Here is an 18,325-nt window from a genome sequence, read left to right as displayed (position 1 = left end):
TACGTTGCACGGACGAGGCACGGTCCAGGACCTGCCGGAGTGGGACCGCTGTGCGGTCATGGGTGTCGTCAATGTGACCCCCGACTCCTTCTCCGACGGGGGCCGCTGGTTCGACACCACGGCGGCGGTCAAGCACGGCCTCGACCTGGTCGGCGAGGGCGCCGACCTGGTCGACGTCGGCGGTGAGTCGACCCGGCCGGGTGCCAGCCGGGTGGACGCGTCCGAGGAGCTGCGGCGGGTGATCCCGGTGGTCCGCGGCCTGGCCTCGGAAGGGGTCACGGTCTCCGTGGACACCATGCGGGCCCGGGTCGCCGAGCAGGCAGTCGCCGCGGGCGCGGTCCTGGTCAACGACGTGAGCGGCGGGCTCGCCGACCCGGACATGGTCCCGGTCGTCGCCGCCGCCTCGGTGCCGTTCGTCGTCATGCACTGGCGCGGCTTCAGCGAGTCCATGAACAGCCGGGCGGTCTACGGCGACGTCGTCGCCGAGGTCGTCGCCGAGCTGCGGACCCGGATGGACGCCGTGGTCGCGGGCGGTGTCGCCCCGGAACGGATCGTGATCGACCCCGGCCTCGGCTTCGCCAAGGCCGCCGAGCACGACCTCTCGCTCATCGCCCGTCTGGACGCCCTGCACGAGCTGGGGCGCCCGCTGCTGGTCGCCGCCTCCCGCAAGCGTTTCCTGGGCCATGTGCTGGCCGGGGCGGGCGCCGCCCCGCCGCCCGCCCGCGAACGCGACGCGGCCACCGCCGCGGTCTCGGCCCTCTCCGCCCGTGCGGGCGCCTGGGCCGTCCGGGTCCACGAGGTACGGGCCACCGCCGACGCCGTACGAGTCGCCCGCGCCGTCGAGGGAGCCGCGTGAACGAGCCGCAGGACGAGCACGCGTCCGCCGCCGCCGACATCGAGGCGGTCGAGCGGGCCAACACCGCCTTCTACGAGGCGATGGAACGCGGGGACCTCGACGACCTCTCCGCGCTCTGGCTGCCCGGCGAGGACCTCACGGTCTCCTGCGTCCACCCCGGCTGGCCGGTGCTCACCGGCCGCGGGGAGGTGCTGCGCAGCTACGCGCTGATCATGGCGAACACCGAGTACATCCAGTTCTTCCTGACCGACGTCGGGGTCGCCATGACCGGCGACACCGCCCTGGTCACCTGCACGGAGAACATCCTCAGCGGCGGCCCGGCCGAGGAGGGCAGCTCCCTGGGGCCGCTCGTCGGTCAACTCGTCGTCGCCACGAATGTGTTCCGCCGCACTCCGGACGGCTGGAAGCTCTGGTCCCACCACGGTTCGCCCGTTCTGGCCGAAACCGATGAGGAGGAGGACGAGGAGTCCCCCTCCTGAATGGGTACAAGCCCGGTGGAGGCCCCAGAAGCAGCTCCCAGGGATTGGAATCGGGCACAGCCGGGTATCAGCGGCTACCGGGCCCGTGCGGTCCTGCGCAGCCCCACGGGCAAGTGCTGTCCGTGCTCGCAGGTAGATTCGCACGAGGGCAGGTCGCCGCCCGCACGCGGCTCCGTGCCCCTACGACAACAACAGCAGGAGTGATTCGCGTGGATCGTGTCGCGCTGCGCGGCCTCAAGGCCCGTGGGCACCATGGCGTCTTTCCCCGGGAACGGGAAGAGGGACAGACGTTCATCGTCGACCTGGTGCTCGGCCTCGACACCCGCCCCGCGGCAGCCGCCGACGACCTGACGAAGACCGTGCACTACGGCGTGGTCGCGGAGGAGGTCGTCGACGTCGTCAAGGGCGAACCGGTCGACCTGATCGAGACGCTCGCCGAGCGCATCGCCCAGCAGTGCCTCAAGCACGAAGGCGTCGAGGAGGTGGAGGTCGTGGTGCACAAGCCGGATGCGCCCATCACCGTCCCCTTCGACGACGTCACCATCACCATCACCCGGAGCCGAGCATGACTGCATTTTCTACCGAGGGGCAGAGCGACCCGACCGTACAGCCGGTGCCCGCCTCCGTGGTCGAGCAGGTGGACGCCGCGGACATCACCCTCTCGAACCCCAAACGCGCCGTGATCTCCCTGGGCTCCAACCTCGGCAACCGCCTGGAGACCCTCCAGGGCGCCATCGACGCCCTGGAGGACACGCCGGGCCTTCGGGTCAAGGCCGTCTCCCCGGTGTACGAGACGGAGCCCTGGGGCGTCGACCCCGGCTCCCAGCCGTCGTACTTCAACGCGGTGGTCGTCGTGAAGACGACCCTGCCCCCGTCCTCGCTCCTGGAGCGCGGCCAGGCCATCGAAGAGGCCTTCGACCGGGTCCGCGAGGAGCGCTGGGGTCCGCGCACCATCGACGTCGACATCGTCGCGTACGCCGACCTCGTCTCCGACGACCCGGCCCTCACGCTCCCCCACCCCCGGGCCCTGGAGCGCGCCTTCGTCCTCGCCCCGTGGCACGACGTGGATCCGGCGGCCCAGCTGCCCGGCGTCGGCCCGGTCGCCGATCTGCTGGCGGGCGTCGACAGCGGCACCGTACTGGCCCGGGCCGACCTGGAACTCCGGCTGCCCGAGTAGTCGTTAGGCTCGAAGGAGACAGCAGGACATACACAGGCGGCGAAGGGCGGCTCACGCGGTGAAGCAACTACGGCTCGGAGTACTGGCCGGCCTCTTCGCCGCCGCCGGGGTGCTGTCCTGGGGCGGCGCCCGCCTCTGGGACTCCTTCGGCACCCTGCCGAGCGTGCCGCTGGCCGCGCCCATCGTGCTCGCGGTGATCGCCGTCGTCCTGCTGGCGACGGCGCTCTCCATCCGCTCCCGGCTGCGCGCCCAGCGGGAGCGCCGGCCGGGTGCGAAGGGTGTCGAACCGCTGATGGCGGCCCGCGCCGTGGTCTTCGGCCAGGCCAGTGCCCTCGTCGTGTCCCTGGTCTGTGGGGTGTACGGCGGTGTGGGCGTCTTCCTGCTCGGCTCCCTCGACATCCCGCCCCGCCGCGACCAGGCGATCTACGCCGGCTTCTCGGTCCTGGCCGGCATCGCGGTGGTCGCGGCGGCCCTGTTCCTGGAGCGCGTCTGCAAGCTCCCGGACGACGAGGACCACAACAAGAACGCGGCGGCGGCGTAACGCCCCGCCCGCTCCTCCTCCTGGCCGGGCGTCAGCGCGCCATGATCAGGCTCATGGCCTCGGCGCGCGTCGCCGGGTCACGGAGCTGGCCGCGCACCGCCGAGGTCAGGGTCTTCGCACCCGGCTTGCGGATACCGCGCATCGACATGCACATGTGCTCGCACTCCACGACGACGACGACGCCGCGCGGCTCCAGGATCTCCATCAGCGACTCGGCGATCTGGGTGGTGAGCCGCTCCTGGACCTGCGGCCGGCGGGCGTAGACGTCCACCAGCCGGGCCAGCTTCGACAGCCCGGTGATCTTGCCGCTGGCCGCCGGGATGTACCCGACGTGCGCCACCCCGTGGAACGGCACCAGGTGGTGCTCGCAGGTGCTGAACACCTCGATGTCCTTGACCAGCACCATCTCGTCGTGGCCGAGGTCGAACGTGGTCGTCAGGACGTCCTCGGGCGTCTGGTACAGGCCCGCGAATATCTCCTTGTACGCCCGCGCCACCCGCCCCGGCGTCTCCCGCAGCCCCTCCCGGTCCGGGTCCTCCCCCACGGCGATGAGGAGCTCGCGTACGGCCGCCTCGGCCCGCTTCTCGTCGAAGTCGCCGATCGAACCCTGGCCGTCCAGCGTCACCGGGTCGGTCATCTGTGCCTCGTTCCTCTGAACTGTCAGCTGCGTGGACATCCGCGCAGGTATAACGAAAGCCGCGCCCCCACAGGCTAAAACCTGGAGGACGCGGCATCCATTCCGGGCCCGGCCCGGCCCCCGCGACGGGGGCCGGGCCGGGGTCGGCTGCTAGCTCTCGGGACGCTCCTCGGGGATCGCCTCGGTGGCCGGCACAGTGTCCGTGACCGAGCCGTTCGCCGTGGTGGCGCCGTTGGTGAGGGCGAGCTCCTTCGGGGAGAGCACCGGCGGCCGGGTGGACGGCGTGCGCCGGACGGAGCCGGTCCACGCCGGACGGGCCGGGCGCCTGACGATCGGAGCGAAGATCTCGGCGATCTCCGCCTTGCCGAGGGTCTCCTTCTCAAGGAGCTGGAGAACCAGGGCGTCGAGAACGTCGCGGTTCTCGACCAGGATCTCCCACGCATCGTTGTGCGCGGTCTCGATGAGCTTCTTGACCTCTTCGTCGACCAGCGCGGCGACCTCTTCCGAGTAGTCGCGCTGATGACCCATCTCGCGGCCCACGAACGGTTCGGTGTTGTCGCCGCCGAACTTGATCGCGCCGAGCCGCTCCGTCATGCCGTACTGCGTGACCATCGCGCGGGCCGTGGCTGTGGCCTTCTCGATGTCGTTCGCAGCGCCGGTGGTCGGGTCGTGGAAGACCAGCTCCTCGGCCGCGCGCCCGCCCAGCATGTAAGCCAGCTGGTCGAGCATCTCGTTGCGCGTCGTGGAGTACTTGTCCTCCTCCGGGAGCACCATCGTGTAACCGAGGGCGCGACCGCGGGAGAGGATCGTGATCTTGTGGACCGGGTCCGACTGAGGTGAGGCCGCCGCGACCAGGGCGTGTCCGCCCTCGTGGTACGCGGTGATCTTCTTCTCCTTCTCGGACATGATCCGGGTCCGCTTCTGCGGACCCGCCACGACGCGGTCGATGGCCTCGTCGAGCATGTTGTTGTCGATCAGCTTCAGATTGCCGCGCGCCGTGAGGAGCGCCGCTTCGTTCAGCACGTTCGACAGGTCGGCACCGGTGAAGCCGGGCGTACGACGGGCAACGGCGCCGAGATCGACGTCCGGTGCGACCGGCTTGCCCTTCTGGTGGACCTTGAGGATCTCCAGCCGGCCCAGCATGTCCGGCCGGTCGACCGCGATCTGCCGGTCGAAGCGGCCCGGACGCAGCAGCGCCGGGTCGAGGATGTCCGGCCGGTTCGTGGCGGCGATCAGGATGACGCCGCCCTTCACGTCGAAGCCGTCCATCTCCACGAGCAGCTGGTTCAGCGTCTGCTCGCGCTCGTCGTGACCGCCACCCATACCGGCACCGCGGTGCCGGCCGACGGCGTCGATCTCGTCGACGAAGACGATCGCCGGGGCGTTCGCCTTGGCCTGCTCGAAGAGGTCACGCACTCGGGAGGCACCGACACCGACGAACATCTCGACGAAGTCGGAACCGGAGATCGAGTAGAACGGGACGCCCGCCTCGCCTGCCACGGCGCGTGCGAGCAGCGTCTTGCCCGTACCGGGAGGCCCGTACAGCAGGACGCCCTTGGGGATCTTGGCACCGACGGCCTGGAACTTCGCCGGCTCCTGGAGGAACTCCTTGATCTCGTAGAGCTCCTCGACCGCCTCGTCCGACCCCGCCACATCGGCGAACGTCGTCTTCGGGGTGTCCTTGGTGATCAGCTTGGCCTTGGACTTGCCGAACTGCATGACCTTGGAGCCGCCGCCCTGCATCTGGTTCATCAGAAACAGGAACACGACCACGATGAGGACGAAGGGCAGCAACGTGAAGAGGATCGAGACGAACGGGGACTGCTTCGACGGCGAGACGGTGTAACCCTTCTCGATGTCACCGCTCTCGAACTTCTTCTGCAGCGTGTCGGCCAGCTCGACACCCTGGTTGCCGATGTAACTCGCCTGGAACTTGCTGCCGGACTCGCCGGAGAGTTTCTGGCCGTCCTTCAGCTCAATCTTGAGGATTTGATCGTCACCGGTGGTCAGCTTGGCCTGCTCCACCTGGTTCTTACTGATCGCCTGGATCACCTTGCCGGTGTCCACCGTCTTGTAGCCACCGGACGAGCCGACGACCTGCATCAACACGACCACGGCGAGGACGGCCAGCACGATCCACATGACCGGCCCACGGAAGTATCGCTTCACGTCCATCCATACGGAGCGAAGACGCCCCGTCCCTCCTGCCCGTAGGTAAATGCTGCTGTGAGTAAAGACTGTTCTTCGGACGGTACCCCAGCATTGTCACCGACGACCGCCGGGGACGTCTGTCAAACCCGCCTTCGAAGGCTCAACGGCGGGAAATCGGTGAGGGTTCCCCGGAGCCGACGCGAGTTGGGCGCGTCGCCGTCAGCCGCCGTAGACGTGCGGGGCGAGGGTGCCGACGAACGGGAGGTTGCGGTACTTCTCCGCGTAGTCCAGCCCGTAGCCGACGACGAACTCGTTGGGGATGTCGAAGCCGACCCACTTGCAGTCGAGCGCGACCTTCGCCGCGTCCGGCTTGCGCAGCAGGGTGCAGATCTCCAGCGAGGCGGGCTCGCGCGAACCCAGGTTCGACATCAGCCAGGACAGCGTCAGGCCCGAGTCGATGATGTCCTCGACGATCAGGACGTGCTTGCCCTTGATGTCGGTGTCCAGGTCCTTGAGGATCCGGACGACACCGGAGGACTGGGTGCCGGCACCGTACGAGGAGACGGCCATCCAGTCCATGGTGACGGGGGTGGACAGGGCGCGTGCCAGGTCCGCCATGACCATCACCGCGCCCTTGAGGACACCGACGAGGAGCAGGTCCTTGCCCGCGTACTCCGCGTCGATCTTCGCGGCCAGTTCGACGAGCTTCGCGTCGATCTCTTCCTTGGTGAGGAGCACCGACTGAAGGTCGGTGCCCATGTCCTTCTCGTTCACCCGCGTCTCTTTCTTTGCCTGCCGGGCCCGGTGGTGTCCCGGACCTGCGCGGCCGCTCGCCTGCATGTCAGCCGCTTGTGCGTCAGCTCTGCCGAATCACCAGTCTGCCACCCTGGCGCAGGGCTTCGACGCGGCCGGGGAGGTTGATGGCCTGCTGGCCGCGCCAGCCGGTGATCAGGCGGTCGACTTCCTCGATGTGACGGGCGAACAGGGAACCGGCCGGGGAGCCCGCCTCTATGGCCGCACGGCGCAGTACCCGGCGGCGGACGGCGGGCGGCAGGGCGTACAGCTTGGCGCACTCCAGCCGGCCCGCATCGTCGCGAACATCACGGTCGGCCTCGGCGGCCCAGGTGTCCAGGGCGTCGGCGTCGTCCCGGGAGAGCTGCGCCGTCCGGGCCAGCGCCTCGACGACTCCTTTGCCCAGCGCCTTCTCCAGCGCGGGCAGGCCCTCGTGGCGCAGCCGGGAGCGGGTGTAGGCGGGGTCGATGTTGTGCGGGTCGTCCCAGACGGTCAGGGACTGGACCAGACAGGCCTTGCGGGCGGTCTGCCGGTCGAGCTGGAGGAAGGGGCGGCGGTAGCGGCCGGCCGGGCCGGACGCGGCGGCCATGCCGGACAGGGAGCGGATGCCGGAACCGCGGGCGAGCCCCAGCAGCACCGTTTCCGCCTGGTCGTCACGGGTGTGGCCGAGCAGGACCGCGGCGGCGCCGTGGCGTTCGGCCGCCGCGTCCAGCGCGGCGTAGCGGGCGTCCCGGGCGGCGGCTTCGGGTCCGCCGCCGTGTCCGACCCGGACCGCGACGGCCTCGACCGGGTCGAGGTCCATGGCGGCGAGGCGGCCGGCGACCTCGGCGGCCCGGGTGTCGGAGCCGTCCTGGAGGCCGTGGTCGACGGTGATGCCGCCGGCCCGGACGGCGAGTTTGCGGGCCTCGAAGGCGAGGGCGGAGGCGAGCGCCATGGAATCGGCGCCACCGGAGCATGCCACCAGTACCAGCGGGGTATCGGGGCGTTCGGGGAGTGCGGCGCGCCGCCTGCCCGCTCCGGCCTCGGCGAGCTCGGGGTGCGGGGCACGTGCGGTGTGCGTGGTGCGTTCGGTCTGTTCGGCGAAGTCGGTGATGACGTCGTGGAGTACGCGGCGGACCGCCAGGCGTATCGCCGCGACCGCAGGATGGGGACCCATGTCCGGTGCCCTTCGTGAAGTTCTGGAGAGGTGCCTCGGAGTGCCGGGACAGGAAAGAGTGCCGTCACTCAGAGTGCGTCGATGGTGACAGAGCAATGCCGTTCATCGAGCATTGCACGCCTTCCCATGCCCCTACGGTCCCTCGGATGGGTGATTACCGGCGCGTTTTCCTGTGACCCCGCGCCCGCGGACGCGCCGTGATCATGACTCTGCCTTACGGTGCACCCTCGCGATCCAGTCCTCCGGTTTGGCGATCTCCGCCTTCGTCGGGAGGGTGTTGGGCGAGGTCCAGACCCGGTTGAAGCCGTCCATCCCGACCTCGTCGACCACGGCACGCACGAACCGCTCGCCGTCCCGGTACTGGCGCAGCTTGGCGTCGAGTCCCAGGAGCTTGCGCAGCGCCTGGTCGAGGCGGCTCGCGCCGCGCGCCCTGCGCTGCTGGAACTTCTCCCGGATCTCGCCGACGGAGGAGACCACCTCGGGGCCGACGCCGTCCATCACGTAGTCGGCGTGCCCCTCCAGCAGGGACATCACCGCGGTGAGCCGGCCGAGGATCTCGCGCTGGGCGGGCGTCTGGACGACCTCGACGAGGCTGCGCCCGCCGTCCTCGCCCTCCTCGCCTCGGGCCGGCCGCCGGCCAGCGACTGGGCGGCCTCGCGGAGCCGTTCCAGCACCGTCATCGGATCGACGTCGGTCTCGTCGAGGAATGACTGGATCTCGCCCTGCAGGTGGTCGCGGAGCCAGGGCACCGCGGTGAACTGGGTGCGGTGGGTCTCCTCGTGGAGGGCGACCCAGAGGCGGAAGTCGTGCGGGTCCACCTCCAGCTCCCGCTCGACGTGGACGATGTTCGGCGCGACCAGCAGGAGCCTGCCGCCGCCCTCGGACGAGGCGGGGAGCTCACGGCTGGCGGGGGCGAACGTCTCGTACTGGCCGAGCACCCTGGAGGCCAGGAACGACAGCAGCATCCCCACCTCCACCCCGGTCACCTTGGAGCCGACCGCGCCGAGCACGGCGCCGCCCGCGCCGCTGGAGCGCCGCTCCTCCATCTTCTCCAGCAGGGGGCGGAGCAGCTCGCGGAAGCCCGCGACGTTCGCCTTGATCCAGCCGGCCCGGTCCACGACCAGGACCGGGGTGTCCTCCGGCTCGGTCCCCTCCGGGATCATCCGGGTGAAGGCACGTACGTGCTCCTCCGCGGCCTTGGCATGCCTGCGCAGCTCCGCGACGACCTCGCGGGCCTCCTCGCGGCTGATCTCGGGCCCCGGCCGAACAAGTCGGGTCGCGGTCGCAACCGCGAGATTCCAGTCGACCATCCCCGCACCACCGATGCTCGTCATGCGTCAACCGTACGTGCTCCGCCCGCTGAGCGGTGTGGTGTTGACCGGCTCATCGTCTGCCGGCGGCCAGCGCGGTGGCGAGGGCGTCGAGGGCGGACTGGGCCTCGGCGGGGGCGGTGGTGCCCGATGCCAGGAAGGCGAACGCGAGCAGCCGGCCGTGTGGGTCGACCACGGTGCCGGAGAGGGTGTTGACCCCGGTGAGGGTGCCGGTCTTGGCGCGGATCAGCCCGGTGCCGCCGGACTTCGTCGTGTAGCGGCCGCTGAGGGTGCCGCTGAAGCCGGCCACCGGGAGCCCGGTGAGGACGGGGCGCAGTTCGGGGTGGTCCGGGTCGGCCGCGCGGGCGAGGAGGCCGGCGAGCAGGGCGGCCGTCACCTTGTCCTGCCGGTCCAGTCCGCTGCCGTCGGCGACCTTCACGCCCTTGAGCGGCAGTTTCAGCTTCTTCAGCTGCGCGGTGACGGCCTGTCGGCCGCCGGTGAAGTCGGCCGGTCCGCCGCGGGCCAGCGCGGTCTGCCGGGCGAGCGCCTCGGCGATGTCGTTGTCGCTGTTGGTCAGCGCCCGCTCCACGAGGGCGGACAGCGGGACGGACAGGTGCCTGGCGACCGGCCGGGACTTGGCGGCCGCCCGGCCCGGCTCCGGTCCGGAACCGGTGGAGATCCCGGCCTCGTCCAGCAGTTCGCCGAAGTCGCGGGCGGCGTCCCCGGCCGGGTCGCCGCTTCGCGGGGCCGGCCCGCTCGCGGAGTCGTCGAGGCGCCCCTCGTCGACCATCAGGGCGCTCACGGGTGCGATGTTCTCGTTGGGGCCGATCGGGTGGAGCGCGGGCCCGGAGTAGGCGGACGCGTCGTAGCGGAGCCGGACCGAGTCGACCCCGCCGTCCTTCAGGGCGTGTGCGGTGTCCGCGGCCAGGGCGCGCAGGGCCGCCCGGTCCAGGGTGGGGTCGCCGCCGCCGACCAGGGTCACGGTGCGGGAGTCCGCGGTGGCCCGGACGGTCGTCGGGATGCGGTGGCCGGGGCCGAGTGCGGTCAGGGCCGCGACCGTGGTGGCGATCTTGACGGTGGAGGCGGGCGTCATCGGGGTGTCGGCCCCCTGCCCGTACAGCCGCTTGTTGGTGGCGGTGTCGATGACGACGGCGCTGCGCCGGGTGCCGAGTGCGGGGTTCTTCAGCAGCGGGCCCAGTACGGCGCGGAGTTCGGCCGCTGCGCCGTCCGGGGCATCGGGGGCGTCCGGCGCGGACCTGTTGACGCCGGTGCCGAGCGCCGCGAGTACGGCCGCGGCGCTGGGTGCGGGGTCGGGACCTGCGGGCGCGTCCGGGTCGTGATGTGCGCCACCTGTGCGGTCCCGGGCGACCGCCCAGTCCTGCTCGGCCTTACGCTGACCCGAGTCCCAGGGTCCGGCGGCAAGGACGGCGCCGGCTGCGAGCGCCAGGCCGAGGGCGGCGGAGACAGCCGTGAACTGCCAGTTGCTCAGTCCGTTCCGCATGTTGAGGTGGTCCGTCAGGGCCGCCCTGTTCAGCTTGGCGAACGGTTTGATCGACGGTCTTTTCACCGGCTCGGCCACCGTTGACCAGCCCCTTTCGCGAGCACACATCTCCGTGGGGGACACTTAACCATCAGTCGTATGTGTTGATCATGGAGGAGCCACCCGTGGAGTTCGACGTCGTTATCGAGATCCCGAAGGGTTCGCGGAACAAGTACGAGGTGGATCACGAGACCGGCCGGATCCGCCTGGACCGTCGACTCTTCACCTCGACCAGCTACCCGGCGGACTACGGCTTCGTCGAGAACACCCTCGGCGAGGACGGCGACCCGCTGGACGCGCTGGTCATCCTGGAGGAGCCGACCTTCCCCGGCTGCCTCATCAAGTGCCGTGCGATCGGCATGTTCCGGATGACGGACGAGGCAGGCGGCGACGACAAGCTGCTGTGCGTGCCGGCCTCCGACCCCCGGGTGGAGCACCTGCGCGACATCCACCACGTCTCGGAGTTCGACCGGCTGGAGATCCAGCACTTCTTCGAGGTCTACAAGGACCTGGAGCCCGGCAAGTCCGTCGAGGGCGCCGACTGGGTCGGCCGTACCGAGGCCGAGGCCGAGATCGAGAACTCGTACAAGCGCCTGGAGGCGCAGGGCGGCGCGCACTGACGTTCCGCTTGCGATTCCGCGCAACGAACGGGCGGCACACCTTCACGGTGTGCCGCCCGTTCGCGTCCGTGCCCATCTCCGCGGCCATACTGGGCAGGAGCGCTACCGAGCACGCGCAGCCGATGGATGAGTGAGGTCAGTGGTGGCGGAACAGGGCGGTCCGGAGGACCAGAAGCCCCAGTCCGACGAGGCGCGCAGCGCCTTCTCCCAGCCCGCGGGGGTGGGGAGGCCGGCGCCGCCGACCGAGGAAGATCATCCGACGTCGGAATTCGCCCTGCCGTCCGGGGTGGCACCCGAGCCGGCTCCGGGGGCGGGTTCCGCTTCCGGTTCCGCACCGGGATCGGATACGACCGCTTCCGCCTTCGCACCGCCGCGCACCTACAGCGCCTTCGACTCCCCGGCCGCCTTCACGCCGGCGCACGGCATCCCGATGATCCGGCTGACCAAGGAGGCCCCTTGGCAGGACCGGATGCGCACGATGCTGCGGATGCCGGTCGCCGAGCGCCCGGCGCCCGAACCGGTCCAGAAGCACGACGACGTGGGCCCCGCGGTGCCGCGCGTGCTCGACCTGACGCTGCGTATCGGGGAGCTGCTGCTCGCCGGCGGTGAGGGCGCCGAGGACGTCGAGGCGGCGATGTTCGCCGTGACCCGCAGCTACGGTCTCGACCGCTGCGAGCCGACCGTCACGTTCACGCTGCTGTCGATCTCGCACCAGCCCTCGCTGGTCGACGATCCGGTGACCGCGAGCCGTACCGTACGCCGCCGCGGCACCGACTACACCCGGCTGGCCGCGGTCTTCCGGCTGATCGACGACATCACCACCGAGGAGGGCGAGGTCTCGCTGGAGGAGGCCTACCGGCGCCTCGCGGAGATCCGCCGAAACCGGCACCCGTACCCCGGCTGGGTGCTCACGCTGGCCGGCGGCGGACTCGCCGGCGCGGCATCGGTGCTGGTCGGCGGTGGGGCGCTGGTGTTCATGGTGGCGGCGCTCGGCGCGATGCTCGGTGACCGGCTCGCCTGGCTGTGTGCCGGGCGCGGGCTCCCGGAGTTCTACCAGTTCGTCGCGGCCGCGATGCCGCCCGCCGCGATGGGGGTGGCGCTGACCCTCACCCACTGGTCCGACGTCCGGCCCTCGGCGGTCATCACCGGTGGGCTGTTCGCCCTGCTGCCGGGACGGGCCCTGGTGGCGGGGGTGCAGGACGGTCTGACCGGCTACTACATCACCGCGGCCGCGCGGCTGCTCGAAGTCATGTACTTCTTCATCGGCATCGTCGCCGGTGTGCTGCTGGTGCTCTACGGGGGCCTGCAGCTGGGGGCCCAGCTGAACCCGGAGGAGCGCCTCATCACGCACGACCGGCCGGTGATCCAGATCCTGGCGTCGATGCTGCTGAGCCTGGCCTTCGCGATCCTGCTCCAGCAGGAGCGGTCCACGGTGCTCGCGGTGACCCTGAACGGCGGGGTGGCCTGGGTGATCTACGGGGCGATGGCCCGGACCGGTCATATCTCGCCGGTGGCGGCCACGGCGGTGGCGGCCGGTCTGGTGGGGCTGTTCGGGCAGTTGTTCTCGCGGTACCGCTACACCTCGTCGCTGCCGTTCATCACGGCCGCGATCGGCCCGCTGCTGCCCGGTTCCGCCACGTACTTCGGTCTGCTGGGCATCGCGCAGAACGAGCTGGACCGGGGGCTCGCCTCGCTGTCGACCGCGGTGGCGACGGCGGGAGCCATCGCCATCGGGGTGAACCTGGGAAGCGAGATCTCCCGGCTGTTCATGCGGGTGCCGGGTGCGGTCGGCGGCGCGAACCGCCGCGCGGCCAAGCGGACGCGCGGCTTCTGACGCGTTGACTCCGGTACGGCGAAGCGGCTCCGCGAGGGGCGGTCAGCGCTTGGCGTGCCGGCCGCGGCGGCCGGCCGGGCCCTGGCCCTGGTCGTCACGCTCGTCGCCGCCCGCGGCGGCTTCCTTCTTCGACTTGCTGCGGGCGCGCAGGAACTCGATGCCGATCGGCACGACCGAGATCAGCACGATCAGGACCAGCATCGCCTCGATGTTCTTGTGCACGAACTCGATCTTGCCGAGGACCGCGCCCAGGAGCGTCACGCCGACGCCCCACAGGACCCCGCCGATGATGTTGAACGTGATGAACGAGCGGTAGTTCATCCGGCTCACACCGGCGATGATCGGCGTGAACGTCCGCACGACGGGCACGAAGCGGGCCAGGATCAGCGACTTCGGACCGTACTTCTCGAAGAACTCGTGGGCCTTCTCGACGTTCTCCTGCTTGAAGAGGCGGGAGTCCGGGCGGTTGAAGAGCGACGGGCCGACCTTGCGGCCGAAGAGGTAGCCCACCTGGTCGCCGATGACCGCGGCCAGCGCGACCAGGACGCAGACCAGCCACAGCGGGGTGTGCAGCTTGTCCGTGGTCACCAGCAGCCCCGTGGTGAACAGCAGGGAGTCGCCGGGCAGGAAGAACCCGATCAGCAGCCCGGACTCGGCGAAGACGATGACCAGCACACCGATCAGCCCGAACTGCCCGATGAGATGGTCCGGGTCCAGCCAGCTCGGTCCGAGCGCAAGCGTATTCAAGGGTCCGGGCTCCAGGATGTGGTCGATGGCGGCTGTGTGGGCGCCTCAAGCTATCAACGCCGCGGAGCGCCTCCGGGTTCCACTGGCCCCGTGGAGATGCACACCGGGCGAACCGGGGCAAAACTCGGTCCCAGGAGGTGCCACACCATGGGCATTGAGGATTACGGCGGCGGGCAGACGGCACAGTCCGATGTGCTGGTCGTCACCACCAATGACGTACCGGGCTACCAGGTGACCCAGGTCATCGGCGAGGTGTTCGGCCTGACCGTGCGCTCGCGCCACCTGGGCAGCCAGATCGGTGCCGGGCTGAAGTCCATGATCGGCGGCGAGCTCAAGGGGCTGACCAAGACGCTCGTCGAGACCCGCAACCAGGCCATGGAACGGCTGGTCGAACAGGCGAAGGCGCGCGGCGCCAACGCGGTGCTGATGATGCGCTTCGACGTCTCCGAGGCCGCCGACGTGGGCACGGAGGTCTGCGCGTACGGCACGGCCGCGGTGATCAGCAGGAGCTGAGCGGCGTTACGGGGGCGGGCACCCCGCCCCCGTAAGCACTGCTCCCGCCCGGCGGGGAACGCCGCGGCTCCGGCTCACCGCCGGACGCGGCTCCGGATCACTCCTGGCGCTCGGCGTTGGCGTTGATCGCGTCGCGCAGGTGCTCGGCGAGACCCGGCCGCATCGACTCGTAGAACGCCTTGAACCGCGGATCGGCGACGTACATCTCGCCGAGTCCGCGGTGGATCCCGGGCGTGCAGTCGTAGAACCAGGTCGTGAGGTGGCTCCGGTACTCCTGGGCGAGGTCCATCGCCCGCTCGCCGGTGGCCGGCTCACCGGACTCCATCAGTGCGTTGTACCGCTCGCCCCAGTCGGCGGCCTCCGCCTGCATCCGCTGCCAGTCCTCCTTGGTGTAGCGGGCGGTCCGGCGCTGCGACTCGGCGTAGGCGTCGCTGCCGCCCCAGCGCTGCTCGGCCTCCTGCGCGTAACGCTCCGGATCCTTGCCGCCGAAGACCTCGAACTTCTCCTCGGGCGTGAGATCGATGCCCATCCTCCGTGCCTCCATGGCTGTCTCGACCGCTGCGGCCATCCGCTGGAGCTCGGCGATCCGGTGCGACAGCAGTGCGTGCCGGCGGCGCAGGTGTGCCTGCGGGTCCGCGTCCGGGTCGTCGAGCAGTGCCGCGATCTCGTCGAGCGGGAAGCCGAGCTCCCGGTAGAACAGGATCTGCTGCAGCCGGTCGAGGTCGGCGTCCTGGTAACGCCGGTGACCCGCGTGACTGCGTCCGCCGGGCGAGAGCAGCCCGATGCCGTCGTAGTGGTGCAGGGTGCGCACCGTGACTCCGGCGAATCCGGCGACCTGTCCCACGGAGTGCTCCATGGCTCCGCGCTCCTTCCTGCGTGGTGGGTACGTGTCCCAGCCTGAGCCCTGACGTGACGTGAGGTGCAAGCCCGAAATACCGCCGCACGGTGCCCTTTTTGGAGGGTTATAGGGCTTTTGCATAGCTATGGTGAGCCGATGGCCACCGATTCCGCCGTCTCCGTCGGACCTGCCCCCGCACGCCGGCTGCTGACGCTCATCGTGCCCGCCCTGGCCGTCGGAGTGGCCTCGGCCCTGGTCCTGCTCGGCATCAGCCTCCTCGCGGAGCAACTGCAGGACGTGCTCTGGCAGACGCTGCCCGACGCCCTGTCGGTCGGCCGGTACTCCTCGCTGTGGATGATCGTGATGCTCACGGCGACCGGCCTGGCGATCGGCCTGGTGATCCAGGTGGTGCCCGGCCGGGCGGGCCCCGATCCGGCGACCATGGGCCTGGTCGATCCGCCGCTGCCGCCGGGCGTCCTGCCTGGGCTGCTCGTGGTGACGGTCCTGGCGCTGGCGGGCGGGGTCAGCCTCGGCCCGGAGAACCCGATCACCGCGGCCAACATCGCGCTGGCCTGCTGGGCGGGCCGCCGCTTCGCGCCGGACACCCCGGCCGCGCTGTGGCTCGCGCTCGCCGCGGCGGGCACCATCGGAGCGCTGTTCGGCACGCCGGTCGCCGCGGCGCTGATCCTCTCCGAGACGTTCGCCTCGCGCGCCGAGCCGGGCGCCCTCTGGGACCGCCTCTTCGGACCGCTGGCAGCGGGGGCCGCGGGGGCGCTGACGATGACGCTCCTCGCGCACCCCAGCTTCAACCTGTCGCTGCCCGACTACACCCACACGCACTGGGCCGATCTGCTCTTCGCGATCGTGATCGCCTCCGCCGGGGCGGTGCTCGGCATGGCGGCGGTGTACGCCTTCCCGTACGTGCACCGCGCGTTCCGCGCCGTTCGGCACCCGGTGCCGACCCTGACCCTGGGCGGACTGCTGCTCGGCCTGCTCGGTGCCCTGGGCGGGCACCTCACCCTCTTCAAGGGGCTGGACGAGGTGAAGGTGCTCGCCGCGGACCCCGGCGGCTGGTCGGCCGGTGAGTTCGCGGTCATGGCGGTGGTGAAGACCGTGGCCCTGCTGATCGCCGCGGCCTGCGGCTTCCGCGGTGGGCGGATCTTCCCTGCGGTGTTCTCCGGCGTCGCGCTCGGACTGTGTGCCCACGCCCTGGTCGACGGGGTGCCGGTGGCCCTCGCGGTGACGTGCGCGGTGCTGGGCGTGCTGCTGGCCGTCACCCGGCAGGGCTGGCTCAGCCTGTTCGCGGCGGCGGTACTGGCCTCCGACTCGACGCTGCTCCCGCTGCTCTGCGTCGCCTCGCTGCCGGCCTGGCTGCTGGTGACCGGGCGGCCGCAGATGCAACTGCACCGGGACGGGACGCCGCTGCGGTGAACCCGGCGGATGCCCCTGGGGCCCCTGGATCATGCCGGGCTCGCGCGCCCCGGTGACGCGCCTCGCGGCGCAGGCCGTTCCGGCGCGCCGGACACCCGCACTGTCCGTATCGTCGGACATGTCCGGCCTCGCTAGCGAGAACCGAGAAGGGCAGGTCAGCGATGCCGCTCCACAAGGGCTCCGCGCACAGCACCGAACCGTCGGAGGAGCGGCGCAGGCTCGCCCTCAATCCGTTCTTCGGGGAGGCCGATCCGACCGCCGGCATGGAGTCGGCCCCGCCCCGGCACAAGCTGCCGGACGGGCCGCTGCCGCCCGCCACCGCGTACGGCCTGGTCCATGACGAGCTGATGCTCGACGGCAACTCGCGGCTCAACCTCGCCACCTTCGTCACCACCTGGATGGAACCCCAGGCCGGGGTGCTGATGGCCGAGTGCCGCGACAAGAACATGATCGACAAGGACGAGTACCCGCGCACCGCCGAGCTGGAGCGGCGCTGCGTGGCGATGCTCGCCGACCTGTGGCACGCGCCCGACCCCGCGACGGCCGTGGGCTGTTCGACGACCGGGTCCAGCGAGGCCTGCATGCTGGCGGCACTCGCCCTCAAACGCCGCTGGGCGACCCGGAACGCCGACCGGTACCCGGCGAACGCCCGGCCCAATCTGGTGATGGGCGTGAACGTCCAGGTCTGCTGGGACAAGTTCTGCACCTTCTGGGAGGTCGAGCCGCGGCTCGTCCCGATGGAGGGCGACCGCTTCCATCTCGACCCGCAGGCCGCCGCCGACCTCTGTGACGAGAACACGATCGGCGTCGTCGGCATCCTCGGCTCCACCTTCGACGGCTCGTACGAGCCCATCCAGGAGCTCTGCGCGGCGCTCGACGCCCTCCAGGAGCGCACCGGCCTCGACATCCCCGTCCATGTGGACGGGGCGTCCGGGGCGATGGTGGCGCCCTTCCTGGACGAGGACCTGGTGTGGGACTTCCGGCTCCCCCGGGTCGCCTCGATCAACACCTCCGGGCACAAGTACGGCCTGGTCTACCCGGGCGTCGGCTGGGCGCTGTGGCGCTCGCCCGCCGAGCTGCCCGAGGAGCTCGTCTTCCGGGTCAACTACCTGGGCGGCGACATGCCCACCTTCGCGCTGAACTTCTCCCGGCCCGGCGCGCAGGTGGTGGCGCAGTACTACACCTTCCTGCGGCTGGGGTGGGAGGGCTACCGGGCCGTGCAGCAGGCGGCCCGGGACGTGGCCCGCGGCCTGGCCCAACGGATCGAGGACCTCGGCGACTTCCGGCTCCTCACCCGCGGCGACCAGCTGCCCGTCTTCGCGCTGACGACGAGGCCCGAGGTGACGGCGTACGACGTCTTCGACGTGTCGCGGCGGCTGCGCGAGCGCGGCTGGCTGGTGCCCGCGTACACCTTCCCGGCGAACCGGGAGGACCTGTCGGTGCTGCGGATCGTGTGCCGCAACGGATTCACCTCGGACCTCGCGGAGCTGCTGCTGGAGGATCTGCGGCTGCTGCTGCCGGAACTGCGGAGCCAGGCGCATCCGCTGAGCCGGGATCACGGGGCGGCGACGTCGTTCCACCACTGAGCACCGCGCCCCGCCTCCCGGCGGGGCCGCTGCGGCCCGAAGGCCATGGTGAGCGCGGGCAACGTACCGGCGACAACGCCGCGAGGTGCGGCGCCGGGGCACGCGAGCCCGGCATGG

Annotated in this window: 17 protein-coding genes and 1 pseudogene; 10 read left to right on the top strand and 8 right to left on the bottom strand. The window is 70.9% G+C overall.

Annotated elements, in window-relative coordinates; all coding sequences use genetic code 11:
* Positions 1 to 58: 58 nt before the first annotated feature.
* The 5 genes from folP to LNW71_RS17500 all read left to right on the top strand — a co-directional run bounded on the left by folP (position 59) and on the right by LNW71_RS17500 (position 3,053).
* A complete protein-coding gene (gene folP, locus LNW71_RS17520) occupies positions 59 to 856 on the top strand; it encodes a dihydropteroate synthase (RefSeq protein ID WP_250972044.1) in 798 nt (265 codons plus the stop codon).
* Positions 853 to 1,335 carry a nuclear transport factor 2 family protein gene (locus LNW71_RS17515; protein WP_250969091.1) on the top strand — a complete coding sequence of 161 codons (483 nt, stop codon included), beginning with the start codon at positions 853 to 855 and terminating at the stop codon, positions 1,333 to 1,335. The genes folP and LNW71_RS17515 overlap by 4 nt, the downstream gene beginning before the upstream one ends.
* Positions 1,336 to 1,544: 209 nt before the next feature.
* On the top strand, positions 1,545 to 1,904 hold the full coding sequence (folB, locus tag LNW71_RS17510; RefSeq protein ID WP_024493348.1) for a dihydroneopterin aldolase: 360 nt from the start codon (positions 1,545 to 1,547) through the stop codon (positions 1,902 to 1,904).
* Positions 1,901 to 2,512, top strand: coding sequence for a 2-amino-4-hydroxy-6-hydroxymethyldihydropteridine diphosphokinase (folK, locus tag LNW71_RS17505; protein WP_250969090.1), 612 nt, complete (start codon positions 1,901 to 1,903; stop codon positions 2,510 to 2,512). Before folB ends, folK begins: the two co-directional genes overlap by 4 nt.
* A gap of 58 nt (positions 2,513 to 2,570) precedes the next feature.
* Entirely contained in the window at positions 2,571 to 3,053 is a 483-nt protein-coding gene (locus tag LNW71_RS17500; RefSeq protein WP_250969089.1) for a DUF3180 domain-containing protein, read from the top strand.
* A 31-nt stretch (positions 3,054 to 3,084) separates the two neighbouring features.
* Here the strand turns inward: LNW71_RS17500 and folE are convergent, their stop codons facing one another.
* From folE to dacB, 6 genes and pseudogenes are all read right to left on the bottom strand, one after another.
* Positions 3,085 to 3,690 carry a GTP cyclohydrolase I FolE gene (folE, locus tag LNW71_RS17495; protein ID WP_250969088.1) on the bottom strand — a complete coding sequence of 202 codons (606 nt, stop codon included), beginning with the start codon at positions 3,688 to 3,690 and terminating at the stop codon, positions 3,085 to 3,087.
* 150 nt (positions 3,691 to 3,840) lie between these two features.
* Positions 3,841 to 5,865 carry an ATP-dependent zinc metalloprotease FtsH gene (gene ftsH, locus LNW71_RS17490; RefSeq protein WP_250969087.1) on the bottom strand — a complete coding sequence of 675 codons (2,025 nt, stop codon included), beginning with the start codon at positions 5,863 to 5,865 and terminating at the stop codon, positions 3,841 to 3,843.
* A 195-nt stretch (positions 5,866 to 6,060) separates the two neighbouring features.
* A complete protein-coding gene (gene hpt, locus LNW71_RS17485; protein ID WP_037777945.1) occupies positions 6,061 to 6,600 on the bottom strand; it encodes a hypoxanthine phosphoribosyltransferase in 540 nt (179 codons plus the stop codon).
* Between the two features lie 97 nt (positions 6,601 to 6,697).
* Positions 6,698 to 7,789 carry a tRNA lysidine(34) synthetase TilS gene (tilS, locus tag LNW71_RS17480; protein ID WP_250969086.1) on the bottom strand — a complete coding sequence of 364 codons (1,092 nt, stop codon included), beginning with the start codon at positions 7,787 to 7,789 and terminating at the stop codon, positions 6,698 to 6,700.
* Positions 7,790 to 7,990: 201 nt separating this feature from the next.
* Positions 7,991 to 9,123 (bottom strand): annotated as a pseudogene (locus LNW71_RS17475) (zinc-dependent metalloprotease).
* 49 nt (positions 9,124 to 9,172) lie between these two features.
* Positions 9,173 to 10,678, bottom strand: coding sequence for a D-alanyl-D-alanine carboxypeptidase/D-alanyl-D-alanine-endopeptidase (gene dacB / locus LNW71_RS17470; protein WP_250969085.1), 1,506 nt, complete (start codon positions 10,676 to 10,678; stop codon positions 9,173 to 9,175).
* Between the two features lie 86 nt (positions 10,679 to 10,764).
* Between dacB and LNW71_RS17465 the strand changes: the two genes are divergently transcribed.
* Positions 10,765 to 11,259, top strand: coding sequence for an inorganic diphosphatase (locus LNW71_RS17465; protein ID WP_024491916.1), 495 nt, complete (start codon positions 10,765 to 10,767; stop codon positions 11,257 to 11,259).
* Positions 11,260 to 11,398: 139 nt separating this feature from the next.
* Positions 11,399 to 13,093, top strand: a complete 1,695-nt coding sequence (locus LNW71_RS17460) for a threonine/serine exporter family protein (RefSeq protein ID WP_250969084.1) — start codon at positions 11,399 to 11,401, stop codon at positions 13,091 to 13,093.
* Positions 13,094 to 13,135: 42 nt separating this feature from the next.
* On the opposite strand, the gene LNW71_RS17455 is transcribed toward LNW71_RS17460, so the two are convergent.
* Positions 13,136 to 13,840 carry a VTT domain-containing protein gene (locus LNW71_RS17455; protein ID WP_250969083.1) on the bottom strand — a complete coding sequence of 235 codons (705 nt, stop codon included), beginning with the start codon at positions 13,838 to 13,840 and terminating at the stop codon, positions 13,136 to 13,138.
* A 147-nt stretch (positions 13,841 to 13,987) separates the two neighbouring features.
* Between LNW71_RS17455 and LNW71_RS17450 the strand changes: the two genes are divergently transcribed.
* A complete protein-coding gene (locus tag LNW71_RS17450) occupies positions 13,988 to 14,353 on the top strand; it encodes a YbjQ family protein (RefSeq protein WP_250969082.1) in 366 nt (121 codons plus the stop codon).
* A gap of 97 nt (positions 14,354 to 14,450) precedes the next feature.
* On the opposite strand, the gene LNW71_RS17445 is transcribed toward LNW71_RS17450, so the two are convergent.
* On the bottom strand, positions 14,451 to 15,209 hold the full coding sequence (locus LNW71_RS17445) for a MerR family transcriptional regulator (RefSeq protein ID WP_250969081.1): 759 nt from the start codon (positions 15,207 to 15,209) through the stop codon (positions 14,451 to 14,453).
* A 138-nt stretch (positions 15,210 to 15,347) separates the two neighbouring features.
* Here LNW71_RS17445 and LNW71_RS17440 point away from each other — a divergent pair, with 138 nt between their 5' ends.
* On the top strand, positions 15,348 to 16,622 hold the full coding sequence (locus LNW71_RS17440) for an ion channel protein (RefSeq protein WP_250969080.1): 1,275 nt from the start codon (positions 15,348 to 15,350) through the stop codon (positions 16,620 to 16,622).
* A 161-nt stretch (positions 16,623 to 16,783) separates the two neighbouring features.
* Positions 16,784 to 18,208 (top strand): glutamate decarboxylase, encoded by a 1,425-nt coding sequence (locus LNW71_RS17435; RefSeq protein WP_250969079.1) that lies wholly within the window; start codon positions 16,784 to 16,786, stop codon positions 18,206 to 18,208.
* Positions 18,209 to 18,325: the final 117 nt, after the last annotated feature.

Origin of the sequence: Streptomyces sp. RKAG290 (assembly GCF_023701695.1) — a bacterium.
Classification (GTDB): Bacteria; Actinomycetota; Actinomycetes; order Streptomycetales; family Streptomycetaceae; genus Streptomyces.
This window is presented reverse-complemented; position numbering and strand designations above follow the sequence as displayed.